Annotated in this window: 20 protein-coding genes; 9 read left to right on the top strand and 11 right to left on the bottom strand. The window is 68.0% G+C overall.

Features of this window, described 5'->3' with window-relative positions; translation table 11 throughout:
* Window positions 1-3: 3 nt before the first annotated feature.
* The 3 genes from KA383_05585 to KA383_05575 all read right to left on the bottom strand — a co-directional run bounded on the left by KA383_05585 (window position 4) and on the right by KA383_05575 (window position 2,160).
* Window positions 4-963 (bottom strand): hypothetical protein, encoded by a 960-nt coding sequence (locus tag KA383_05585; protein ID MBP7745584.1) that lies wholly within the window; start codon window positions 961-963, stop codon window positions 4-6.
* Window positions 960-1,376 (bottom strand): thioredoxin family protein, encoded by a 417-nt coding sequence (locus KA383_05580; GenBank protein MBP7745583.1) that lies wholly within the window; start codon window positions 1,374-1,376, stop codon window positions 960-962. The genes KA383_05585 and KA383_05580 overlap by 4 nt, the downstream gene beginning before the upstream one ends.
* Before the next feature lie 97 nt (window positions 1,377-1,473).
* The gene (locus KA383_05575; protein ID MBP7745582.1) at window positions 1,474-2,160 is read right to left on the bottom strand and encodes a redoxin domain-containing protein; all 687 of its coding nucleotides are present in this window, start codon (window positions 2,158-2,160) and stop codon (window positions 1,474-1,476) included.
* A gap of 106 nt (window positions 2,161-2,266) precedes the next feature.
* Here KA383_05575 and KA383_05570 point away from each other — a divergent pair, with 106 nt between their 5' ends.
* The 4 genes from KA383_05570 to KA383_05555 all read left to right on the top strand — a co-directional run bounded on the left by KA383_05570 (window position 2,267) and on the right by KA383_05555 (window position 6,933).
* A complete protein-coding gene (locus KA383_05570; GenBank protein MBP7745581.1) occupies window positions 2,267-3,184 on the top strand; it encodes a GNAT family N-acetyltransferase in 918 nt (305 codons plus the stop codon).
* A 267-nt stretch (window positions 3,185-3,451) separates the two neighbouring features.
* Window positions 3,452-4,882 (top strand): chromosomal replication initiator protein DnaA, encoded by a 1,431-nt coding sequence (gene dnaA, locus KA383_05565; GenBank protein ID MBP7745580.1) that lies wholly within the window; start codon window positions 3,452-3,454, stop codon window positions 4,880-4,882.
* Window positions 4,883-5,080: 198 nt separating this feature from the next.
* Entirely contained in the window at window positions 5,081-5,284 is a 204-nt protein-coding gene (locus KA383_05560) for a hypothetical protein (protein ID MBP7745579.1), read from the top strand.
* Between the two features lie 5 nt (window positions 5,285-5,289).
* Window positions 5,290-6,933, top strand: coding sequence for a SpoIIE family protein phosphatase (locus tag KA383_05555; protein MBP7745578.1), 1,644 nt, complete (start codon window positions 5,290-5,292; stop codon window positions 6,931-6,933).
* Window positions 6,934-6,940: 7 nt separating this feature from the next.
* Here KA383_05555 and KA383_05550 read toward each other — a convergent pair whose 3' ends face one another.
* Window positions 6,941-7,789, bottom strand: a complete 849-nt coding sequence (locus KA383_05550) for a radical SAM protein (GenBank protein MBP7745577.1) — start codon at window positions 7,787-7,789, stop codon at window positions 6,941-6,943.
* Window positions 7,790-8,049: 260 nt separating this feature from the next.
* Window positions 8,050-8,994 (bottom strand): histone deacetylase, encoded by a 945-nt coding sequence (locus KA383_05545; protein MBP7745576.1) that lies wholly within the window; start codon window positions 8,992-8,994, stop codon window positions 8,050-8,052.
* 210 nt (window positions 8,995-9,204) lie between these two features.
* On the opposite strand from KA383_05545, the gene KA383_05540 reads away from it, so the two are divergent.
* Window positions 9,205-9,618 carry a hypothetical protein gene (locus KA383_05540; protein MBP7745575.1) on the top strand — a complete coding sequence of 138 codons (414 nt, stop codon included), beginning with the start codon at window positions 9,205-9,207 and terminating at the stop codon, window positions 9,616-9,618.
* A gap of 26 nt (window positions 9,619-9,644) precedes the next feature.
* Here the strand turns inward: KA383_05540 and priA are convergent, their stop codons facing one another.
* Window positions 9,645-11,933 (bottom strand): primosomal protein N', encoded by a 2,289-nt coding sequence (gene priA, locus KA383_05535; protein ID MBP7745574.1) that lies wholly within the window; start codon window positions 11,931-11,933, stop codon window positions 9,645-9,647.
* 199 nt (window positions 11,934-12,132) lie between these two features.
* Between priA and KA383_05530 the strand changes: the two genes are divergently transcribed.
* Window positions 12,133-13,251 (top strand): diguanylate cyclase, encoded by a 1,119-nt coding sequence (locus KA383_05530; GenBank protein ID MBP7745573.1) that lies wholly within the window; start codon window positions 12,133-12,135, stop codon window positions 13,249-13,251.
* Entirely contained in the window at window positions 13,226-13,993 is a 768-nt protein-coding gene (gene surE / locus KA383_05525; protein ID MBP7745572.1) for a 5'/3'-nucleotidase SurE, read from the top strand. The genes KA383_05530 and surE overlap by 26 nt, the downstream gene beginning before the upstream one ends.
* Before the next feature lie 91 nt (window positions 13,994-14,084).
* Here surE and rpmA read toward each other — a convergent pair whose 3' ends face one another.
* From rpmA to rarD, 5 genes are all read right to left on the bottom strand, one after another.
* The gene (rpmA, locus tag KA383_05520; GenBank protein ID MBP7745571.1) at window positions 14,085-14,336 is read right to left on the bottom strand and encodes a 50S ribosomal protein L27; all 252 of its coding nucleotides are present in this window, start codon (window positions 14,334-14,336) and stop codon (window positions 14,085-14,087) included.
* A 64-nt stretch (window positions 14,337-14,400) separates the two neighbouring features.
* The gene (locus KA383_05515) at window positions 14,401-15,093 is read right to left on the bottom strand and encodes a hypothetical protein (GenBank protein ID MBP7745570.1); all 693 of its coding nucleotides are present in this window, start codon (window positions 15,091-15,093) and stop codon (window positions 14,401-14,403) included.
* Between the two features lie 9 nt (window positions 15,094-15,102).
* Complete coding sequence (locus tag KA383_05510) at window positions 15,103-17,562, bottom strand: hypothetical protein (protein ID MBP7745569.1); 2,460 nt, start codon at window positions 17,560-17,562, stop codon at window positions 15,103-15,105.
* A 143-nt stretch (window positions 17,563-17,705) separates the two neighbouring features.
* Window positions 17,706-19,031: a DUF418 domain-containing protein gene (locus KA383_05505; GenBank protein MBP7745568.1), complete on the bottom strand. Its 1,326-nt coding sequence runs from the start codon at window positions 19,029-19,031 to the stop codon at window positions 17,706-17,708.
* Between the two features lie 66 nt (window positions 19,032-19,097).
* The gene (gene rarD, locus KA383_05500) at window positions 19,098-20,066 is read right to left on the bottom strand and encodes an EamA family transporter RarD (GenBank protein ID MBP7745567.1); all 969 of its coding nucleotides are present in this window, start codon (window positions 20,064-20,066) and stop codon (window positions 19,098-19,100) included.
* A gap of 241 nt (window positions 20,067-20,307) precedes the next feature.
* Between rarD and KA383_05495 the strand changes: the two genes are divergently transcribed.
* Window positions 20,308-20,514: a hypothetical protein gene (locus KA383_05495; protein ID MBP7745566.1), complete on the top strand. Its 207-nt coding sequence runs from the start codon at window positions 20,308-20,310 to the stop codon at window positions 20,512-20,514.
* Between the two features lie 132 nt (window positions 20,515-20,646).
* A complete protein-coding gene (gene fusA, locus KA383_05490; protein MBP7745565.1) occupies window positions 20,647-22,722 on the top strand; it encodes an elongation factor G in 2,076 nt (691 codons plus the stop codon).
* Window positions 22,723-22,735: the final 13 nt, after the last annotated feature.

Raw genomic sequence — 22,735 nt, 5'->3', positions numbered from 1 at the left:
GGCTCAGGGCGTGCGCCAGAGCCCCGGCGTACGCGCATCGATCACCTGTACCCGGTTGTTCCCCGAGTCGACCACGAACAGGTGTTCGTTCGGTCCCGCAACCACATCCCACGGGTACGCCAACTGCCCCGGCCCACGGCCCGCCGTTCCCCACACGCCCAGGGACTCCCCGGACATGCGGAACCGCTGCAGCCGGTTGTTCCCGTATTCACACACGACCAGGGTGTCGTCGGGCAGCAGCGTCAGCCCGTAGGGAAAACGCAGTTCCCCCACCGCCGCGCCGCTCCGGCCAAACGTCCCCAAGAACTCGCCCGCCGCGCTGAAATGACAGATACGGTGATTGCACGCATCGGCCACCCAGAGCGTTCCGTCCGCGGCCACCACGAGCGATTGAGGTCGCTGCAACTCACCGTCGCCACCCCCCGGGCGGCCGAAGCTCAGCAGGTACGTGCCATCCGGCGCAAACTTGCTGATCCGATCATTGCCGCCGTAGTCACCGACGTAGACGAACCCCTGGGCATCGACCGCGACGTCGGTCGGCATCACGAACTGCCCGGGCCCCGTGCCGCGCGATCCAAACTGCGCCACGGGCCGCCCGTCCGGCTCGAAAACCATGACCCGCGCGTAGTGCGTATCGGCGAGGTACACCCGCCCGTCCGGGCCACACCCGATCCCCGTTGGTTTGCCGGCACTCCACTCCGGCATGCGCCAGCCGCACGCGTACTCGCCCGTCGTGGTGAACCCCTGAATCCGCGCGGCCTTGTCGACGACATACACGCGCTGCGTGACGCTGAACGCCGCGGCGCGCGGGTAGCTGAATTCGCCTGGCCCCAGCCCCGTCCGGCCATAGACGACGACCACCCCCGGTGCTCCGGTCGGCTGCTCGTCGCACGCTACGATGCAGGCCGCCAGCCACGCCGCCAGCCACGCCGTCCCGTGACCAACCCAGCGGCGGCTCGTCACGGCGTGTGGGCCTGGTTGACGCTTCCAGGCACGGAGACCTGGCGCGCGAGTTGAATCGCGTTCAGCACGTCAGCCCGCGTGATGGGCGCCTGCTGCCGCGCCAGGATCAGGCCGTTCGGCGCCACGATCGCAAACGCGGGCACAACCTGCAGTTGCCACCGTTGAGCGAGCGGCCGGTCCCAGTCGAAGTCCAGGGCGACGCACACAAGCTCGCGCGTCGCCGCGAGCACATCCGGGCTCTTGAGGACCTTCTCCTCGAAGTCCGTGCACTCCACCAGGTACCAGCTTCGAAAGTAGACGAAGGTGAGTTGGCCGGTGCGGCGGGCGTGTGCCTGCGCATCCTGATAGGTCGGCCCCTGCCACCGCACGCCACCGTTGCAGCCCGCCAGCAGCGCGACCAACGTGCCCGCCACCAACCCCGCCAGCGGTCGCGACGCGCACGCACGCGCCGCAGCCGCCCCGCGGCCGGCCAGTCGACGCCCTGCCGGACCCATGCACTTCAACCGTTCGCTACTCTTTCTTTTCGCCAGCCGCAACCGGCTCCTTCTTCTCCGCGGCAGGCTTGTACTTCACAGTGCAACCACGCGGTGTAGTCTCGGCCAGCGGCACCGGCTTGTTGTCCAGCAGTGCCTGCAACGCCTCGTCGACGTAGTTGCGCACGACCGCGTCCTTCTGCTCGGGTTTCTGCTCACCCTTCGACTCAGCCTGCAGCGCTCCGGCGTACACGAGCGTGCCCTTGTTGATGATGAAGATGTGCGGCGTGACCTTGGCGCCATACAGACGCCCGACCCGACCGTCGTTGTCCATCAGGATCGGAAAACCGAGCGATTTTTCCTTGATGTAACGCGCATTCTCCTCCGGCGTGCGCCAGTGCGTGCTCTCGATGCCCAGCCACACGATGCCCTTGTCATGGTACTTCTTCTGCAGATCCTTCATCACCGGCACCGCCGCGACGCTGAACGGACACTGCTGGTTCACCCACTCCAGGACAACCAGCTTGTCCTTGAATCCGGACAGAGTGTGCTTCGTGCCCTCCGAGTCCAACAGGCTGAAATCGGGCGCGGGCTCGCCAATCCGTGCCGCCGGCACCTTCTCGTCCGCAGGTTTGCCCGCAGGGGCTTTCTGCTGCGCCAAGAGCGGCACCGCGGCTGTCACCAGCGCGCCACAGAGCACCAATCGCGCGTAAACGGTTTGCATTGTCCGGATCTCCTTTACACAATCCCAACTGCGGCTTGGGCTCGCTGCGGATTCTAGCCCAGCCGAACCACGCCGCCAACCAAGCGCGGCACGCCGCCGAGAGCTTATGCACGCGATCGCACAACTGGCGCCCGACGAGCTGCGATCCGCCCTGGCAATCCTGCTGGCCACTCCTGCGACCGGCCGCGCTGCCACGAGCCGGCAGGTCGCCGGCTTCTGCGACTACCTGGCCTACGGACTGGTGGAGTGGGCCGGTTGGCGTTGCGGTCAACCGGCAGCGCCGACAGGTCTGCTTCTCGCCTTGATACTGCCCGGGCACACGGCCCTGACAATGCTCCCCGCGCCCGGTCAGCTCGGCATCACGCCAGAGGGTGAGCGCGCGGTGCTCGACCACGCGTTGAATGAACTGAGCGCGCGCCCACTGCACTACATGCAGGCGTTGCTGGAGCCACAGGCCACGGCCGCCCGCGCGTTGCTGCTGGACGCGGGTTTTGACTGCCTCGCCCCGCTGGTGTATCTGGAACGAAACGCGACCCTTCCGTGGGTGCCGCCGCCCGCGCCCGACCAGGCCGAGTGGTTGCTCTATAGCGCCAAAACGCACGCGCGGTTCGCCGCCGTCGTCCAGGCGACGTACGAAGGCAGCCTCGACTGCCCGGAACTGACGGGACTCCGTCCGATCGACGACGTCCTCGCGGCACACCAGGCCGCCGGCCAATTCGACCCGTCCCTGTGGGAACTAGCGCGGATCGATGGCCGCGACGCCGGCTGCCTGCTGATGGCCCGCCTGCCTCACGGGCACATGCTCGAGCTCGTGTACATGGGGGTCGTGCCAACGTTTCGACGACGCGGGGTGGGCAGGCTGCTGCTGCGGCGTGCGTTGGAGCACTGTCGTGTGACGCGCGCACGCCAGCTCACCGTCGTCGTCGATGATCGTAACACGCCGGCGCGCGAGCTGTACGCGCGATTCGGACTGGCACCGGTGGCGCAGCGCGACGCGTATCTTTACCGCCTGCCGCACGGGTAGCAGGCGCAATCCGTGCCTGTTTTCCGGGATAATTTGTGGATAACTTGTGCACGCAATTTTTTTTTGCGCGCTCAGCGATTGACGCTGCGAAGCTTACGCGCATGTCGCGCTTGCGCGTGCAAAAAGCCCGTTGCGTGGCGGCGCAGACGGTGTTATGATTCGGCTCGGAAGTGAAGAAGAGGGAGCTCGGTTTCTCTCATTCCCACTCGGCATGTGGGCAGTTTTTTTTACTCGCGAAATCCAACAATCCTGCTACCGAGGTGAACCGTGGAAGAACCGGTCGCGGAGAAGGTCTGCACCATTCGCGCCAGAGTCGCCGATCGTATCGGCGTCAACCGGTATCGCACGTGGTTTTCCGACTCGACGCACTTGCAGCTCGACGGCGAGCGCCTCGACGTCACGGTCGCGAACGCGTTCGTCGGCAAGTGGATCGCGTCCAACTACCTGACGCACCTGATCGAAGTCACCCGCGACGTCATCGGCGCCGAGCCCCGCATTGAGATTCGCGTGGATCAATCGTGTCCCCGGCCGCCGCCGACACGCCCCGTTGCCCTGCACGGCGCAGCGCCGGGACCGCCGCTGCCCGCTCCGCCCGCCGCGGCCGCCCCCGCGCCGCGCGCGCCGCTGGCACGTCCCACGCTGCGCGGCGAGCTCGAGGCCTACGTCGTCGGCCCAGCCAACCAGTTGGCCTTTTCCGTCGCGTCCGCCGTCGTGCAGCAGCCGGGCGCAGCCTTCAAGCACGTGGTCATCCACGGCGGTTGCGGCCTGGGCAAGACGCACCTGCTGCAGGGCATCTGCAACGGCCTGACCCGCGCGCATCCGGAGTTGCAGTGGTGCTACCTGTCGGGCGAGGAATTCACCAACGAATTCATCTACGCGGTAAAGGCCGGGCGCATCGACTATTTCCGCGCGCGGTTCCGCAACGTGGATCTGCTCGTCATCGACGACCTCCACTTCCTGGCGAACAAGACCGCCACGCAGGGCGAGTTCCTGCACACCTTCAACGCGATCGACGCGTCCGGCAAGGCAGTGGTGCTCTCGTGCGACTGCCACCCGCGCAGCATCGCCACGCTCAGCGAGCCGCTCGTCAACCGGCTGAGCGCCGCGATGATCGTGCGCATCGACCCGCCGGACTTCGCCATGCGCCGCGAGATCCTCCGCCGGCGGGCCGCGGCCATGCTCTGCGAGCTGCCGGATGACGTGCTGGATTACGTCGCCCGGCACATCACCCGGAACGTGCGCGAGCTGGAAGGGGCGCTGTACAAGCTGGCAGCGTATGCCTCGCTGACGCGCGAGCCGCTGCAGCTCGACCTGGCCCGCCGCGCGGTAGAGGACTACGTCGCCGCCGTCCGGCCGCCGGAACCCGCCGACATCGAGCGCATCGCGGCAGCCCACTTCGGCGTGACGCGCGAGGCGCTGCACTCCGGCTCGCGCGATCGCACCGTGACGCACGCCCGGAGCGTGGCCATGCACCTGATTCGCAAGCATACGCGCCTCAGCTTTCCGGAGATCGGGCGCTTCTTCGGCAACAAGCAGCACTCCACCGTCCTCATGGCGGTGCGACGCATCCAGAACCTGGTGGACCGCAATGGCGCGGTCTCCTGGAAGACGCCGACCGGCGTACGCGAGGTCCCCGTCCGCAGCCTGCTCGACGAACTCGAGCAGCGTCTGTTGCGCGACCCGGAGGCCCCACCGTAACGCACGCGTCCTGGCGTCTCGGGCGGCGGCACGGAGGCCGCCGACCTTCTTTTTCCCGCCCCGGCCTGCACCCCCCCACCCAACCCGAACTACAAGATTCCAACCGCTTCCCGTATAATCTCGCGCGGGCGTTACGCCGACCGTTGGGCACGGATCGGCGTGGTCGGGAGGTTGGGCGCCCGCGCGTAAGGAGAGCGCATGCGTTACACGACAGCAACATGGCGACGCCTGGCCGTGCTGAGCTCCGCCGGCGGCCTGCTGTGGATCAACAACTGCATGGCCGCTCTGGAGCGGAACCTGGACATCCTGGTGTCGCCGGAAGCCGTCGGCAACCTGGCCGGCGTGCCGTACAGCGCGGTGGCCGGTCTGCTCTCGTTCCTATTGCAGTTGGCGCCAGGGTGATCGCGATGCCGCACCTGATTGTGCACACGCGCGAAGGCGCGCGCCGAACCGTCGAGGTCTCCCGGCATCCGCTGACGCTGGGCCGGGCCGAGACGTGCGATATTGTCCTGCCACATGACGGCGAGGTCTCGCGCGAGCACGCCCAGGTGTGGCTCGATGAGGACGGGCGCGTGCTGGTCGCCGACAAGGACTCGAAGAACGGCACGCGCGTCGACGACGGGGATCCGTTCCACAACGCGGTGCGGCCGGCCGTCCGCTCGATCCGCATTGGCGAATACCAGCTCGAGCTCGTAGGGGCGCAGCCCTACGTGCTGCATGAGAGCCAGGTCCGCTTTCAGCCCGACGTGCCGTCGCACACCGACAACACGCGCTATTTCCCGTCGACACGCGGGCTGGATCTTAACCAGCAGCGCCTGGCCCTGCTCATGAGCCTCACCGAGCGCATCGGCGGCACATTTGAGCCCAAGCAGCTCCTCGAGCAGGCGCTCGACGCGTGCTGCGACGCGCTTGGCTTCGAACGGGCCCTGATCGCGCTGAAGACCGCGCGCGGCGAGCCCGAGCTGCCCGTCACGCGCAACATGCAGCGTGACGAGACCGGCGCGTACAAGGTCAGCCGCACGCTCATCAACCGCGCCCTGGTCGAAGGCCAGCGCGCCATCGTCAACAACCCGGCGATCGATCTGGTCGATAATCTCAGCGAGAGCCTGGTGCGCTTCCCGATCTGCTCGGCATTGTGCGTGCCGATCCTCCATCGCGACAAGATCCTGGGCGTGGTCTACGGCGACCGCGTCACCCGCGCCTCCTCCTACACGCCCGAGGATGTCGATTTCCTCGCGGCCATCGCCCGGCAGGTCGGCGTCGGGCTCGAAAACCTGCGCCTGTTCCAGGCCCACGTCGAAACCGAACGCCTGAAGACCGAGCTCAAACAGGCACGCACGATCCAGCAGGATCTTTTCCCCGCGAAGTCGCTGCAGCTCGGCCGCGTCGTGCTGGCCGGTTACAACGAGCCATCCGAGGCCGTCGGCGGCGACTATTACGACTACTTCGAACTCGGCGGCGGGTGCGCCGGCCTGATCATCGCCGACGTCACCGGCCACGGTCTGCCGGCCGCGCTGGTCATGGCCCACCTGAAGGGCGCGGTGCGCGTCGCGCTGACCGCGCATGACCCGCTCCGCGACGTGGCCTGCCGCCTGAATCGCATGATGTACGGCAGCACGCGCTCCAACGTGTTCATTACGGCGATCCTCGGACGCATCGACACCGCCACCGGCGCCATCGAGTACGTCAACGCCGGCCATCCGGCACCGCTGCTGGTCCACCGCGACCGCATCGAGCGCGGCGTCGACGGGCACGCGCTCCCCTTCGGCATCGAGGCGGAGGAGGAGTACGCCGTGCAACGCATCGAGCCGCAGCCCGACCTCGACGCGGCGCTGTTCTACACGGACGGGCTGATCGAAGCGGCGAACCCGGCCGGCAAGCTGCTGGATGTCGCGCCAGTCGCCGACGCTCTGCTCGCCACGCCGGCGCGCTCGCCGGATGCACTGCTGAAGGCGCTGCTCGCGCTGGTCCGCCGCCACGTCGGTCCCGGCAAGAACAGCGATGATCTGACGCTGATGGCGCTGCAATACGCGGTGCCACCCACGGCCTAGGGCGGCCTTACGGAAACACCGCCACCGGCATCCCCAGCACCCGCACCGCGGCCGCGATGCGTTCGAGCTCCGCGGCCGTCAGCGGCGTCGCGAGAGTCTCCGCCGTGCGGCGCGCGACAGTGTAGACCTGCACCAGTGCGACCCGGGCACCGTGGTCCGCCAGCCAGCGCAGCCGGGCCGCGTAAGCCGCGATTTCCGCCTCGGTCGGCGGCTGGCCCTGCCAGCGCAGGAACAGCGACTGGATGACGATCGGCCGCACCCGCGCGGTCGCAAGGATGTTGTCGAGCACGTGCTGCAGCGACACCTTGGCCCGGCTGACCCGCTGGAAGTGCTCTTCGCTGCCCGCATCCAGCTTCGCCCAGATTTCGCCGTTGTTCTCGTCCAGCACGGCCAACCCCGCGGCGATCGCCGGTCGCGTCAGACAGCAGGCATTGGTGATGAGCACCAGCTTGAGGTCCGTCAGCCCGTAGTCCCGGCGGACCGTCGCGGCCACGCGGACGGCGTCCGCGAAGCACGGCACGATCGTCGGCTCGCCGTCGCCCGAGAAGGCCACGTCGTTGAGCCGGCGGAACTCGGCCGGCACGTGCCGGAACTCAGGCTCGGCGAACAACTGCTGGTGGTGCGCGACGAGGTGGCGCAGCTCCGACTCCAGCACGCCCAGATCGACCGCCACCCGCGCGCGCGGCACCGTGCGGTCGGCGCAGCAGTACACGCAGTTGAAGTTGCAGATCGCGTCCGGCGTCAGGTTGATGCCGATGCTCAGGCCATGTGCCCGGCGGGAGATCACCGGGTAGACGTACAAGAAATCGCGCCAGCGGCGCGGGTGCGAGGCAAAGACGTCTTTCAAGGGTTCCAAGGCCGAAATCTCGATTTAGCGCGGAACAGAAATCCGAAAAGTGCCCGCTACAATCCTGACAAACCGAGCAATGGTGCCGCACGCGCGGCTGTTTGCGCGTGCGACGCGGACTTCTCCACGCGTGTGGAGAGGAGTTGGCGGGATGAAGCTCGGCTCGCCCTTCCTGCCAACTTTTCCCTGAGGCCCGCCCTTCCGCGAGAGGGGCGGGTCGCTTTTTTTGCGCCGCCCGCGAGCGCTCGCCGCGCCACCGGAGCACTCGCTCAGGCCTGCAAGCGCCGCACGTGCTCCGGGACGCAGCGCGACAACACGCCCGCATCATACCCACCCTCGAGCACGCTGAGCAGGCGACCCTGCGCGTGGCGCTCCGCAAGCTCGACCATGGTCGCGGTCATCCAGCCGAAGATCTCGTCGGTCAGCGCCAGGTTGCCGATGGGATCGTCCCGATGTGCGTCGAACCCAGCGCTGACGAAAACCATCTGCGGGGCAAACCGCCCGACGGCCGGAATCACCCGGTTGCGGAAGGCCGTCCGGTAGTCCTCGTCGGTCGCGCCCGGCAGAAACGGGATGTTCATCGTGTACCCGCGTCCCGGGCCGACGCCGGTCTCTTCCTCGAAGCCGGTGCCCGGGTACAGGTAATTGGGGTGCCCGTGCAGGCTGATGACGAGCACGGAGGGGTCTGCCTCGAAGGCGTGCTGCGTGCCATTGCCGTGGTGCACGTCGAAGTCCAGGACCAGCAGTCGATCGAGCTTGAACTCGGCGCGCACCGTACAAACCGCGATCGCCACGTTGTTCAACAGGCAGAAGCCCAACGAGCGATCCGCCTCGGCGTGGTGCCCCGGCGGACGTACCGCGCAGAATGCCCGCCGCAGATCGCCCCGCGCGACCTTGCGGGCCGCCTCGATCACCCCGCCCGCCGCCAGCCGCGCGATGTCGTAGCTCTCCGGGCCAATGGCGCTGTCCGGCACGTCAATGTACGGGTACCCCTGGCGGCAGGCCGCGTCCAGCCGCGTCAGGTACGCATGCGTGTGGACGTACTGGATCACGCCCTCGTCAGCCGGGACCGGCTCAAGCCGAGTACAGGTCTCCAGCACGCCGGTCTCCGCCAGTGCATCCTGGATCACCTTCAGCCGGGACGGCGATTCCGGGTGACCATCCCCCGTGGCGTGTCGTCGAAAACGGTCATCGATCAGAATTCCGGTGGACATGCTCTTAGTGTAGTCCCTCCGGGAGCGTGCGTCAGCCCCCGGGGCGATCGGGTTGCGCCGGACCCGAGCCCCCAAGCAGGTCGGATTTTGCGCGTTGCGCGGACCCGGGAGCGCTAGCCTTCCGATAAGTACCAGTTGTTCAACGGCATGGAAGCCTGGGTCGCGGCCGGCGCGTGGTCCGGTTGCCGCGGGCAGACAAGGAGGTTCGCAATGCGGTTCGCAAAGCAGCTTGCACCGGTCGTCGTGGCCATCGTCGCGCTCAGCCTGGCGGGCTGCGCCAATCGGAATACGTCGGTTTCGTCGCTGCAGGCGGAGAACGCACGCCTGCTCGCCGAGCAGCAGCAGATGACGGTCGAGCTCGCGGCGGCGCGGGCCAACGTGCAGCGGGCCAACGACCGGGCACAGGAGTGGTCGACCGAGTGCACGAACCTGCGCAACATGATGAAGGAGTACCTGCTCCAGACAATCCAGACCCAGATCACGCAGAACAAGGTCTCGCAGGCAATGACGGAGGCCGAGAAGCAGATTCAGAATCAGACGCCGGCAACGCCCGCGAACCCGCAGCCGACGAAGACCGAAACCAAGACCACGCCTACCCGCGTGGGTGCCCGGCCGCCCAAATAGCGCCGTGCGTGTGGCGGACCCCTGATTCATAGCAGGTCCACGGGGTCCACGTCAATCGTGAATCGCTCCACCCGGGGCGCGCCCGATCCGGCGCGCCCCGTTTCTTGCAGCAACGGTCGCAGCTTCACGCCCCGCGGCGCCCGCACGAGCACCTGCCAGCGCAACAAACCGCGGCGCTGCCGGACCAGGCAGGCTTCTGCCGCGTCGACGCGCAGGCCGGCGTGCAGACGCCCGGCCGCCGCGCGTAGCGTTTCGGCCAGCCGCTCCGCTTCCTGTCGCGCGCGGTGCGGCCGCGCATCAGCGCACACCAGCCGCACCAGCCGCACGTACGGCGGGTGGCAGAGCTGGCGCCGCTGGGCAAGTTCCTCCTGCGCAAACGCCTCGTAATCCATGCGCAGCGCGTGCTCGATCACCGCCGGCGGACGCACGCTCGTCTGCACCAGCGCCAAAGAGGTTCCTTCGCGCCGCCCGGCCCGCCCCACCACCTGCACGATCAACTGAAAGACCCGTTCCGACGCCCGGAAATCCGGCAGCGCCAGGGCCGCATCGGCTTCAATCACCCCCACCAGCCGCACCCGCGGGAAATCCAGTCCTTTCGCGACCATCTGCGTGCCCAGCAGAATGTCCGCCGCGCCCTCGGAAAAACGCTGCAGCGCCGCGGCGTAGTCGTCACGCCGCCGCATCGTGTCGCTGTCCAGACGCAGTAGCCGGGCCGCCGGCAGCACGCGCCGCAGCTCCTCCTCCAGACGCTGGATGGCGGCACCGCTCCGCACGAGCGTTCCGCGACACGTGTCGTCCAGGCATCGCGGCGGCACGGCAACCCGCAGCCCGCACCGGTGGCACTTCATGGCACGCTCGGACTGGTGATAGATCATGTGGCTCCCGCACCGCTCGCAACACACCAGCAGGCCACACCGGCTGCAGCGCAGGAACGCCGCGTAGCCGCGACGATTGTGCAACAGAATCGCCTGCTGACCCGCGGCAAGCGTCTCGCCCAGCTCCGCCTGCAGCGCCGGCGAAAGCAGGTCGGCGTCGCCGTGGGCCATGCCCGGTGGCATCTCGATCCGCCGGACTTCGGGCAGGTGCGCCCCCGGCACGCGGTCGGGCAGACGCACGAGCCGGTAATGGGCGCGTGCCTGGACATTGTGCCACGTTTCCAGCGCGGGCGTCGCCGAGCCGAGCACGACCGGCACGTGCGCGAGGCGTCCGCGCATGATCGCGACGTCGCGCGCGTGGTAGTACGGCGCCGCCAGGTTCTTGAAGCTCGTCTCCTGCTCCTCATCAACCACGATCAGCCCCAGCCGCGGGCACGGCGCAAAGACCGCAGTCCGCGTGCCGATGACCACGTCGACCTCGCCCGCCGCAATCGCCGCGAGCGTGTCGTGGCGCACGCGGGCGGTCAGCGCGCTGTGCAGCACCGCCACGCGTGCGAACCGCCGCGCAAGCCGCTCGACGATCTGCGTGGCCAGCGCGATCTCCGGGATAAGCAGGATCGCCTGTTGGCCGCGCGCCACGGCGGCCCGCACCGCGCGGACATAGACCTCGGTCTTGCCGCTGCCGGGCACGCCGAAGAGCAACATGACCTCAAACGGGTCCGGGCGGTGCTGAGCAGCTTCGATCTGCGTCACGGCGGCGTGTTGCGCCGGCGTCAACTCGAATGCGTCTTCGATCGCCGGCTGGACCTCGGCCCAGGTGACGGACGCGCGCGGCGCCGACTCCTGCCGCGTCACGCACTCCACTACGCCGCGCTGACACAGCGTGCGCAACAGAGACGGGCTGATGCCGGCCTGCCGCCGCGCGACCGCCCACTGCATCTCGCCGGCGCCGAGCGCCGCGAGCGCCGCCGCCTGACGGGAAGTGAGCTCCCGCGCGGGCGCTGCCCCGGTCGCCCGCACGTAGCGCACGGTGCGCAGGCGCGGCTGACGAAGCGCGACCGGCAGCAGCGCGGCGAAAGTCTTCCAGGGTGCGCAGGCGTAGTACTCGCTAACCCATAGTCCGAGCTGCAGCAGGTCCTCCGACAGCCACGCCGGCCCGGCGCGCGCTTCCAGAACCGGTGCCCGTGTGTGGTCCCAGGCCTGCTCCCCCACGCGCACGCACAGGCCCGGCACGACCCGCGCCCCACGACCGTAAGGCACGCGCACCCACGCCCCCGGCCGCACGGCGGCGCGCAATTCGTCCGGAACGGCGTACGCCCGCAGCCCGGCCGCCGGCGCGTCGATCGCCACGTCGGCGACAAGATGGCGTCCACCCTGGCCAGCGGTCGGAACCAGCCAGAGTTGCCGCACGCGCTTCGCTCCGCGTTTGCTGTCGCTCACGTTAGCCCGCACCATCGGTTATCGGCCCTGTCTGGAGAGCCGGGCGCGTACTCGGTCGTGTTGCCACCGGGCGACGCTGCACTCTTACTATAACGCTGTAACCATTGTGCCGATTCTACGTGCGGCAGTATACCGTCCGCCGGTCGACCGCGCTGAGCGCGGCCGCGCGGACACGACAAGGAACCCTAGCAACCGAATCGTGAGCGAAGCGCCTAAATGCCGGATTACGATCGTCGAGGATGATCCTGCGACGCGCAAGCTGCTCGAGCGCCAACTCGCCGACGCCGGTTACGAGACCAGCGCCTTCGGTGACGGGCGGGCAGCGCTGCAAGCGATCTGCGCGATGGGCAACGGGATTGTCCTGGCGGACTGGTCGATGCCCGAGATGGACGGCATCGAGCTGTGTCGCGCGCTGCGCGAACTGCAGGATCTGCAGGCCCTCGGCAACGTGTACTACATCCTGCTCACCGCCCATCGCACCAAGGACAAGGTCGTGGAGGGGCTGGCGGCCGGCGCGAACGACTACCTGACCAAGCCTTACCATCCCGGCGAGCTGCTGGCGCGCGTGCAGGTCGGACAACGCATGCTCCGCCTGCAAGAGGAACTCCTGCGCCGCACCGTCGAGGGACAGAAGATCAACGCCCAGATGGCCGTGCTCGCCAACAAGCTCGAGCACATCGCCAATACCGACGTGCTCACCGAACTCCCCAATCGCCGCTGCCTGTTCGAGCGCCTGGAGGAGGCCTGGGTCCGGGCGCGTCGCGACCATACGCCGCTGGCGTGCCTGATCCTCGACGTGGACCACTTCAAGAAGATCAACGACGCCCACGGCCATGCCGCCGGCGACGCCGTGCTGCGCGCGATCGCGGCGGCCGTCCGTGATCACGCGCCCCGCCCCGAGTTGTCGGGCCGGTTCGGCGGCGAGGAATTCGTCATCGTCTTCCCCGCCGCGGCCACCGCCGACGCCGCTACCACCGCCGACGCGCTGCGGGCCCACGTCGCCGGCCAGCAGGTGCGCTACGAGCAGGCCACCATCCATGCGACCGTCAGCGGCGGTATTGCGGAACTCACTCCGGCAATGGGCTCCGTCGACGAACTGATCATCGCGGCGGATGCCATGCTGTACCTCGCCAAGGAGCACGGCCGGAACCAGATCTGGGTCCAGCGCCCGGATGGCAGCGGCCAGCGGGCCGGTGTGGGACCCTCCGCCTCCGATGCCCCTCCGCCGCCCGACCATCCGCCGGCCTCGGGCACTAGGCGCCATAGTCGGCAGGCTTCGCTACAATCCCCGCATGCGAATCCTGATCACGAACGATGACGGCATCCTGGCCCCCGGCCTCGAAGCGCTCTATTCGGCCGTGGCTGATCTGGGGCACGTGGATGTCGTCGCGCCCGACGACTCCCAGTCCGGCGTTGGGCACGCGATCTCGGTCCTGAAGCCGCTGCTGGTCCGCCGCGTGCACATCAACAACGTCTTCCACGGCTGGAGCGTGGCCGGCCGGCCAGCGGATTGTGTCAAGCTGGCGATGATCGAACTGCTGGAACAGCGTCCCGACTACATCCTGAGCGGAATTAACGCGGGCGCGAACGCGGGCGTCAATGTGCTCTACAGCGGCACGATCGCCGGCGCCGTCGAGGGTGCCCTCTTCGGCGTGCCCAGCATCGCGTTCTCGCTCGAACTCTCGGATGAACTGGATTTCCACCGGGCCGGCCGCGTCGCCCGCACGATCATCGATCACCTGCTCGCCGTCCCACCGCCACGCGGCACGTGCCTGAGCGTGAACATCCCGGCGCTCGACAAGGGCTGGCCGCGCGGCGTGCGTTGCTGTCCGCAGGCCCCGGTCAACTGGGAGGAGCATTACGAAAAGCAGATCGAGGGCCCGGGCCGGACCATCTACTGGCTCAACGGCCGCCTCCCCGACCACGACCGCTGCCCCGACAGCGATCTCGCCGCCGTCCGCGACGGCTATGTCGCGATCACGCCGCTGCGGCCGGACCTGACCAACCAGGAGCAGCTCGCGCAAGTCGCCGGGTGGAAGTGGCCGGCGAGCTTCGTATAGCACCGCGGCCGCCACGCGGATTTCGCGCGAAAAAAGACGCCGCGCGCAGTGTTGAATGCGCGCGGACGTCGATGGACAACTATTCAGCTACTCAGTTGGTCGCCGGGACCGGCTTGATCGACACGAACCGGCCGTGAAACTCCACGACGCCCTCGGCCAGCGCGAACAACGTGTCATCGCGGCCGCGGCCGACGTTCTTGCCCGCCTTGAAGGGCGTGCCGCACTGGCGCACGAGGATGCTGCCGACCCGGGCCAGTTCGCCGCCGTGCAGTTTGACGCCGCGATACTGCGGATTACTATCCCGCCCGTTACGGGTGGAGCCTTGACCTTTCTTGTGTGCCATACGCGTACTTCCTATGCCGGGCTGCAGGCCGCGTCCGGTCGCGGCCACGCGACGCCCGGGCGACTCAGCGCATAATCCAACGCACGGCCCCACGCTCCGGCACGGTGCCAGGGCGAGCCTGCGGCGAACCCGGCAGAGTATAGCGGATTTCCAGCGTCTTGCGAAGCGTGAAGTGCCGCGGATTTGAGACGACCTCGCGTGCCAGCCCGGCCGCATCCACGACTTTGCTGGTCTCGGGCTTGCTCCGATCGTACCCCGGGTTTGCCACCAGGCGCGTTTCCCCACTCAGGCCGGCGACGTAAATACTGAAATTGTTTATAGTTAGATCAATACTGCGCCAGATGGCGACCGACTCGCGCGCGTTATCATCCCCGGATAGCAGCGCCCCGATGGCCCGCGAGGGCTCGACCAGGTACTTGTGCGTCACCCGGTGCCGCTCACGGATCGCATCGAAAACCGCCGGGTTGATCCCCACGTCCGTGTCATGCACCTTGAGGTCTTCGGTCACGATCTGAAACACGGGGAAGAAGCGCTGCGCCCGCTGGCTCGTGTTCACGACGGTGTACACGACGTACCAGTACACCTGTGGGCGGTCCGTACCCGGTAACTGGACCTCGATCCGCTGCGGATCCAGGAACTTGAACTCCAGCTCCCACGAGATCGGGGTGGCCGCCGGCTGGGGACCGGCGCCGACGTCCGCGTCGCGCTGCTGCGGCAGCGCGAGCAGCATGAGCACCGGTGCGAGGGCGTGAAACATCGGACGCTCCTAACCGCGATACTGTTTCCGGATGATCGTGCTCGCCGGCTCGCCCGGCAGGTTCAGGGCCCCCAGCGTCCGCGAGGCCGCCTCGCGAATCGTCATGTTCTCGTCCGCCTCGGCCAGCGACAGAATCTGCGCCGCCAAGTCCGCGCTGAGCAGGTTGCCGCGCCGCTTCGCGCCTTCGGCCAGCGCGGTGAACATCTTGACGCGCAAATCCTCGGCTTCCGCCGTGTCCAACGCGATCCGCGCCACCGCTTCCTGGGCCTTGCCCGAGCCCAGGTAACCCAGCACTTCCGCGACCGTGAGACGCAGCGTAACATCCTTCGACTGCAGCGCGCCGAGCAGCGCCGTCTCCGCGTCGGCCACGTTGAACAACGGGTTATTCGTCACCGCGAGCAGCCGCAGCACTTCGGCGGTTTCCTGCGCCAGCGCCGCCCCGACTTCCGGCGTGATCGCCTGCGCGCCCACCGCGTGAGAAACCCGGGCGACCGCCGCCGTCACGTCCTCCGGGCTCGGGTTCTGGCCGACCGCGGCCAGCCGATGATCCGCCCGCAACAGGTCACGCACCGCATTGCCGCCCCCGGGCTTGGTGATCAACACCACCGGCGTCGACGCGAACCGGAACTCGCTCCGCAGGGCCGTCAGGCCCGCGGTCAGGTCCGGATCCCGAATGTCGGCGGCAATGAAAATCACGTCGATGCCCGGCAACTGCTCGCGCACCTTCTGCAGCCCGGGAAACAGACCCGCGTCCGTGAGGACCTCGAAACCGTCCGCCCGCAGTGCCCCGGCGATCACATTGAGCGATTCCGTGTCCGGATCCACGACCAGCGCATTCCGCGCGCCGCCGTGCAGCAGCAGCGCCTCGGACAACACCGGCATGAGGTTCTGATAGTTGAGGAACGACTGCGTCGGCCCGGCACGGCCCAGCGTCAACGCCGCCCGGATGCGCACCATGCGGTCCGCGAACGAGAGCGCCTCGGCCAGCGGTAAACGTCCCCCGGCGTCCGCGATCAGGCTGGCGGGCCCGGCCGTTTTGCGCAGCGCTTCGATCGTCCCCAGCGCCACCGCCGGATCGCCCGTGTCCACCGCGCGAGCCAAGGCCATCAGGCAGTACTCGGCACCGGCCGACTGCGCGAAGTAGGCCTCCGGAGGGTTGTTCTCGGGCCGCGTCGGGTCGGTCGTGTCCTCCGGCACTTGTGCCGCGCGGCGGAAATTCGCGGCGAGCCACAGCGCCAGGGGTTCCTTGTAGTCCGGCTTCAGGCGCAGGGCCTCTTCGCAGCACCGCAGGCACATGATCTCGTTGAAGATCGCCGTCGGCACGGGCACGTTCTGCAGCATGTCGTCGCGCCAATACCACACGTTGGCCGTGTCCAGGCGGACATCCGCCGCCAGCGACGCCTGATCGTTGTAGTAATCCTGCGCCAGGGCAAAGAACGCCTCCGCCGCGGAGGCTGGCAGCGCCGTGGCCGTCGCACGCTGCCCGATCGCGTCCAGCGCTGCCTGGGCGACCGACCTGACCTCGTGCGGGGTCTGCTCGTCTTCCATCAGTTGCCGCAGGTACGGCGCGGCCTGGACATAGCCGATCCGCCCGAGCGCCTCGATCAGGTAGCGCTTCGTCGTCAGATCTGCCATCCGCAGCGCGATCACCAGCGGGTTTAGCGCCGGCCGGTCGATCGCCGGCAGACAGCGCAGAATCGGCTGCATCAAGGCACGCTTCGCCGGGTCCCGCAGATACTGCACGATGAACGGCACGGCGTACTCGCCGGACTCCTTGAGTGCCTCGACGGCGTTCTCGAAGCCGCGCGGGGGTCCGCCCAGCCGCTCGATGTTCTCGCGAATCCGCGTCGGGTCCGCCTTGATCGCGCGCTCGCCCTGGTCCAGCAGCCGCAGAATCGCGCGGACCGAATCGCCCACCGTGGCATTGTCGAGTAGCTGGATGAGGATGTCGCGGCGCCGCGGCACGCGGTCTGTGAACTCCAGGATGGCGACGGGGTCGGGCTTGGCACTCAGCAGCGCCTGGAAATTCGCCTCGGCCACGTCGAATCGCCCCACTTGGCAGAAATACCAGGCGTCGCCGGCTTCGTGCAACTGCTCGCGCCCCGCGACGAGCCGCTCACCAATGGCCGTGCCGTTGGCCCCCAGCGTGCGGGCGTCGAGATCCTGCTCGAACAACAGCACCGCCCCGCCAAGCGCGGTGCGCTGCACGGTATGCTCCGCCAGCAGCGCGACCCGGAAGGGGGACGGCTCGGTCGCGAGCAGCTCGCCGAACGCGGCCTCGGCCGCCGCCGCGTCACGGCCCACGATCGCCTGCATGGCGACCTGCCACTGCTCAAACGCCTGGGCCACGGCGCCGGTGATGAAACCCTCGGTGGAAGTCTGGGCCTGCGTGACCGCGCCGCTGGCGAGTACGCATACCAATCCCAGACACAACCCCGCGATGCGTAAGGCCCCGGCGGTTCGGAACATAGCTACCTCCACGTAGCGCAACCGGTCGGTCGGGTTGCGGGCCGCAGGTCGGCTCAAAATCAGGGCGCGATTATAGCGCCGGCCCGGGGGCTGTCAAACAACGGCGGGCTTCGCCAACACGCCGTTGACGCCGCGCGCGCGGTTCAACCGAGCAGACCTTGCGTCGGCGGCGGCAGACCGGCTTGAACCAGGCTTAACGGCTGCCATTTCCAGTAGGTTAGCGACCGCCAGATCCACTCTGCGGGGCCGAACCGGAACCTCTCCAGCCACCAAACGCTCAGCGGAACCTGGAGCGCGTAGACCGCAATGGTCAACACCACGCCCCACGCCGGCCCGATCCGCCCGAACAGCCGGAAACCATACCCGTAGCACAGCGTGGTGCAGATCAGTGTCTGCAGGAGGTAGTTGGTTAGCGCCATGCGCCCGACCGCGGCCAGCGGCTCCAGCCGCCGTCGCCAGGACGTGCGCTGCACGAGGAGCACAATAACCGCCGCGTAGCCGCCGCTGAGCAGTGGTGTCCCCAGCGCGTGCATCGCGGTCGCCACGAACAGGACCGCGTCCGGATGGGCATGCCGGCCCGTGCTCAGCACGTAGGCATAGACTGCGTTCAATAAGAGTCCCAGCGGCAGGCCCCAGGCCACCAGGCGCCGCAAGGCCAACGGGTGGTCCGCGATCGTCCGCGGCAACCCCCGGCGCCCGCAGTACAACCCCAGCAGGAACATCGTGAAAATCACGGGCATGATGAACGGCAGGTCCCACAGAAGCGCGGCGTGGTTCTCCAGCCGGTGCCGGAAGATGTCGGCAAACGAGCCGTTCTGATACACCGCGACGCTGCGCTGCGCCGCCGCGAGCATGGCCGCCGCGTTGTCGGCCATCTGCTGCTGCACTTCAGCCGCACCCTTCGGATCCAGACCCGCCAGGGCAACCAACCCACACAGAACACCGACGATCGCGACCGGCACGCAGTACACGAGACTCGCCCACCACAGCAGCGTGCGGTCGGTGCGGCGTCGGAACAGCAGCAGCGGGAATCCGAGGCAGGCGTATAGCGTCAGAATGTCACCGTACCACAGCAGCAGGGCATGGCACAGCCCAATGCCCAGCAGCACGCACAGCCGCCGCACATACAGCCGTACAAATCGGCCGCCGCGCGCTTCCACGCGCCCCATCTGGAGCGCCATCCCCAGCCCGAAGAGGAACGAGAAGAGCACGTAGAATTTCCCCTCCGCCAGCCAACGGATTCCCGTCTCGGCGATGCGGTCGGCCGGCGCGGTCCACCACGGCGTCTCCAGCATGACGATGTAGACCGGCGACGTAAAGAACGCCATGTTCACCAGCAGGATGCCGAAGAGCGCGAACCCGCGCAACACGTCGACGACCATGATGCGCTCGTCGGCGCCGATGGGAGCCACCGGCGCGAGTGGCACAACCGCGACAGGCCGCGCCGAGACGATCGGTTCTTCGGACATCCCGATGGCTCCTGGATGGTCGCGGGCATTCTACGGCCGGCCAGGCTGAGTGAGACATGGCAGCGCTCAATCGAGCGGCACCTGCGCCGGCGCCGGTCGCGCCGCCCGCGCCGCGTCCAGCGTGTAGATCGCCAGCGCCGTCCAGATGCACCCGAAGGCCACGATGTGTGTCCGGGTGAACGGCTCGTGAAACGCAAGGACCGCCAGGAGGAAGTGCCCGGTCGGCGCCAGGTACTGCAGAAAACCCAGCGTCGCCAGCCGCAGACGCCGGGCCGCCTCGGTGAACCACAGCAGCGGCGTCGCCGTCACCACGCCCGCCAGCAGCAGCAGGACATCCAGCCGCGGCACGCCGGCCCCGAACGCCGCCCGCTTCGTGATCATGAGGTATACCAGGAAACCGAGCGCCGGCGGCGTGAGCAGCGCCGTCTCGATGGTCAGTCCGACCATCGCGTTCACGCGGGCCGTTTTGCGCAACAACCCGTACAGGCCGAACGTCGCCGCCAGGAACAGCGCCAGCGCGGGGAAGCTTCCCCCAGCGAAGGTGAGATAGCCCACTCCGACGGCCGCCAGCACCACGCTGCACGTCTGCCACCGCCGCAGCCGCTCGTGCAGGAACACGAAGCCCAGGAACACGTTCACGAGCGGGTTGATGAAGTAGCCCAAGCTCGCCTGCAGCACATGGTCATGCGCCACCGCCCAGATGAACACCAGCCAGTTGCCGGCGATCAGGACGGTCGTGGCCACCAGGGTGACCAGCGTCCGGCGGCAGCGCAGCGCGTCGCGTGCCGCCGGCCAGTTGTGCTTCAGCAGCAACAGCAGCGACAGGAAGACGAAGGACCAGATGACGCGGTGCGCAAGGACCTCCCACTCCCAGACGCCGCGCACGAGTTTGAAGTAGACCGGGAAGACGCCCCACAGACCGTAGGCTCCCACGCCGTAGAGCACGCCCGCGCGCAGTGTGCGATCCGTCGGCACGTTTGGCGGGGCAAGCTGCGGGCAGGAGAGCGCAGCCACGCCGGGTGGGTCGGGTTTCATAGTGCTGATCATAGCCGCGCGGTCAAGGCCGTCAGCAGCACCCGGGCGCGCCGTGCGCCGCGCGGTTCCAATCTGGCCCGCAACTTGTAATCGCCGCCCGCGAATAAGGGCTGGTAACCTGCGAATAAAGTCGAGATTGGCACAGGCACGTCCCCACCCGGGTAGGCTGGTCGTCTGCGGTCCGGGGGGGCCGCAGGCACAGTCCCAGCCCGGGGCGAGGCCGACCATGAGGAGAGACCCGATGACATCGGACCACACCGTCCGGCGGCGGTGGGCTTTCACCGGCGTAACCCTCGCCCTGGTGGGCAGTCTCGGGCTGATCGCCTTCCCATTCATTTCGCAGCTTTCGTTCGTCAGCGAGCAGGTCATCTTCCCAGCCGTGTTCGCCTTGGCGATCGTCATGGGGGTCGGCGCGGTCGTCGCGGTGTTCAATCTGCGGCAATCCTGACCTGGGGCGGCATGCCACGCCTTGGCAACCCGGCGCGTTCCCCCTTTTTGCCCGATCCCGTATAATCTCTGCTTTGCGCGGCGATGTCCGCCCCGTCGGCGGTGCAAAGCTCATGCAACGCGCAGTGCGAACATGGACGAGTTATCCAAAATCCGGAACATCGGCATCGCCGCGCACATCGACGCCGGCAAGACCACCACCACGGAGCGTGTGCTCTACTACAGCGGCACGATCCACCGCATGGGGGACGTGGACGATGGGACGACCGTAACCGATTTCGACGTCGAAGAGCAGCAGCGCGGCATCACGATCTACAGCGCGGCGGTCTCTTTTGAATGGCGCGACTGCCGGGTCAACCTGATCGACACGCCCGGGCACGTCGATTTCACCGCGGAGGTGGAGCGCAGCCTGCGCGTCCTGGACGGCGCGATCGTCGTGTTTGACGCGAAGGAAGGCGTCGAGGCCCAGTCCGAGACGGTCTGGCGGCAGGCGGACAAGTACAAGGTTCCGCGGATCTGTTTCCTCAACAAGATGGACAAGACCGGCGCGGACTTCCATCACGCCCTTGAGACGATCCGTACGCGACTGAACGGCAATCCGATCGCGATTCAGATTCCCATCGGGCAGGAAAGCTCCTTTCGCGGCTACATCGACCTGCTCGCCATGCGGGCCTGCGACTACACCGGCAGCGCCGACGGCCGCAAGTTCACCGTGGTGGACATCCCCGGCGAGCTGCAGCTCGAAGCCCAGGAGTTCCGGCACCTGCTCGAAGAGAAGGTCGCTGAGTTCGACGACGGCCTGATGCAGAAGTACATCGAAAACGAGCCCTTCACCGACGACGAGATCCGGGCCGCGCTGCGCAAGGGCACACTCGCCCGCCGGTGCCAGCCGGTGCTCTGCGGCTCCTCGCTCCGTTACATGGGCGTTCAAGCCGTGCTCGACGCGGTGTGCGACTACCTCCCCTCGCCGCTCGACGTGCCGCCGATCGACGGCCACGACCCGGACGATCCCGACAAGGTCATCCAGCGCAAGTGCGACCCCGGGGGCCCGCTGGCCGCGCTGGTCTTCAAGGTCGTCGCAGACACACATAGCGATCTACAGTTCATCCGCGTGTACTCCGGCGTGCTGAAAGCCGGTTCGCGCGTACTCAACGTCGGCCGCAAGAAGAAGGAAAACGTCCCGCAGCTCTTCCGCATGTTCGCCAAGCGGCGCGAGAAGGTCGAGCGGGCCGTCGCGGGCGACATCGTCGCCGCCGTCGGACTGAAGGATACGCAGACCGGCGACACGCTGTGCGACCCGCGCGGCGGCCAGATTCTGCTCGAGCGCATCGAGTTCCCGCAGACAGTCATCAGCATGGCCATCGAGCCGGTGTCCACCGCGGATCGCGACAAGCTCATGAACATCCTCGCGATGCTGGCGCGCAGCGATCCGACCTTCGAGTTCCGCACCGACGCCGAGACCGGGCAGACCCTCATCTCCGGCATGGGTGAGCTGCACCTCGAGGTCGTCTGCCACCGCCTGCAGCGCGACTTCAACGTGGCCGTCCGCACGGGCAAGCCGCGCGTCGCCTACCGCGAGACCATCACCCAGACGGCGGAAGCCGAGGGCCGGCTCGTCCGTCAGACCGGCGGGCGGGGGCAGTACGCCGTGGTCCGGCTCCGCGTCGAGCCGTTTACACCGGCACCCGGCGAGGAGCCCTTCAAGTTCGAGAGCCGGCTGCGCGCCGGCGCCGTCCGTCCGGCTTTCGTCCCGGCCATCAGCCAGGGGGTCCGCGACGCGGGCCACAGCGGCAACCTGGGCGGCTACCCGCTGATCAACGTCAAGGCCACCCTGCTTGACGGCGAGGAGCACCCCGAAGATTCGTCCGAAATCGCATTCGAGACGGCGGGGGCGATCGCCTTTCAGCGGGCTGTCGAGCAGGCCGGTCCGGTCCTGCTCGAGCCGATCATGAAAGTCGAAGTCGTTACGCCGGAAGAGTATTACGGCGCGATCAACGGCGACCTGATGGCGCGCCGCGCGACGATCACGGCCACATCCATGCGGGGGCGCAGCCACGTCGTGACGGCGGAGGCGCCGCTGTCGGCGATGTTCGGCTACGCCACGCAGTTGCGCTCGCTGTCACAGGGACGTGCGTCGTACGCGATGGAGCCATGCCGCTATGAGCGGATGCCCACCAACCTGGCCCAGCAGGTGCTCGGCCTGATGTAGCGCCCGGCACGGG

This window comes from Phycisphaerae bacterium, assembly GCA_017999985.1.
Classification (GTDB): domain Bacteria; phylum Planctomycetota; class Phycisphaerae; order UBA1845; family Fen-1342; genus JAGNKU01.
Note: the sequence above shows the minus strand (reverse complement) of the source record. Positions and strands in the feature narration are given on the sequence as shown.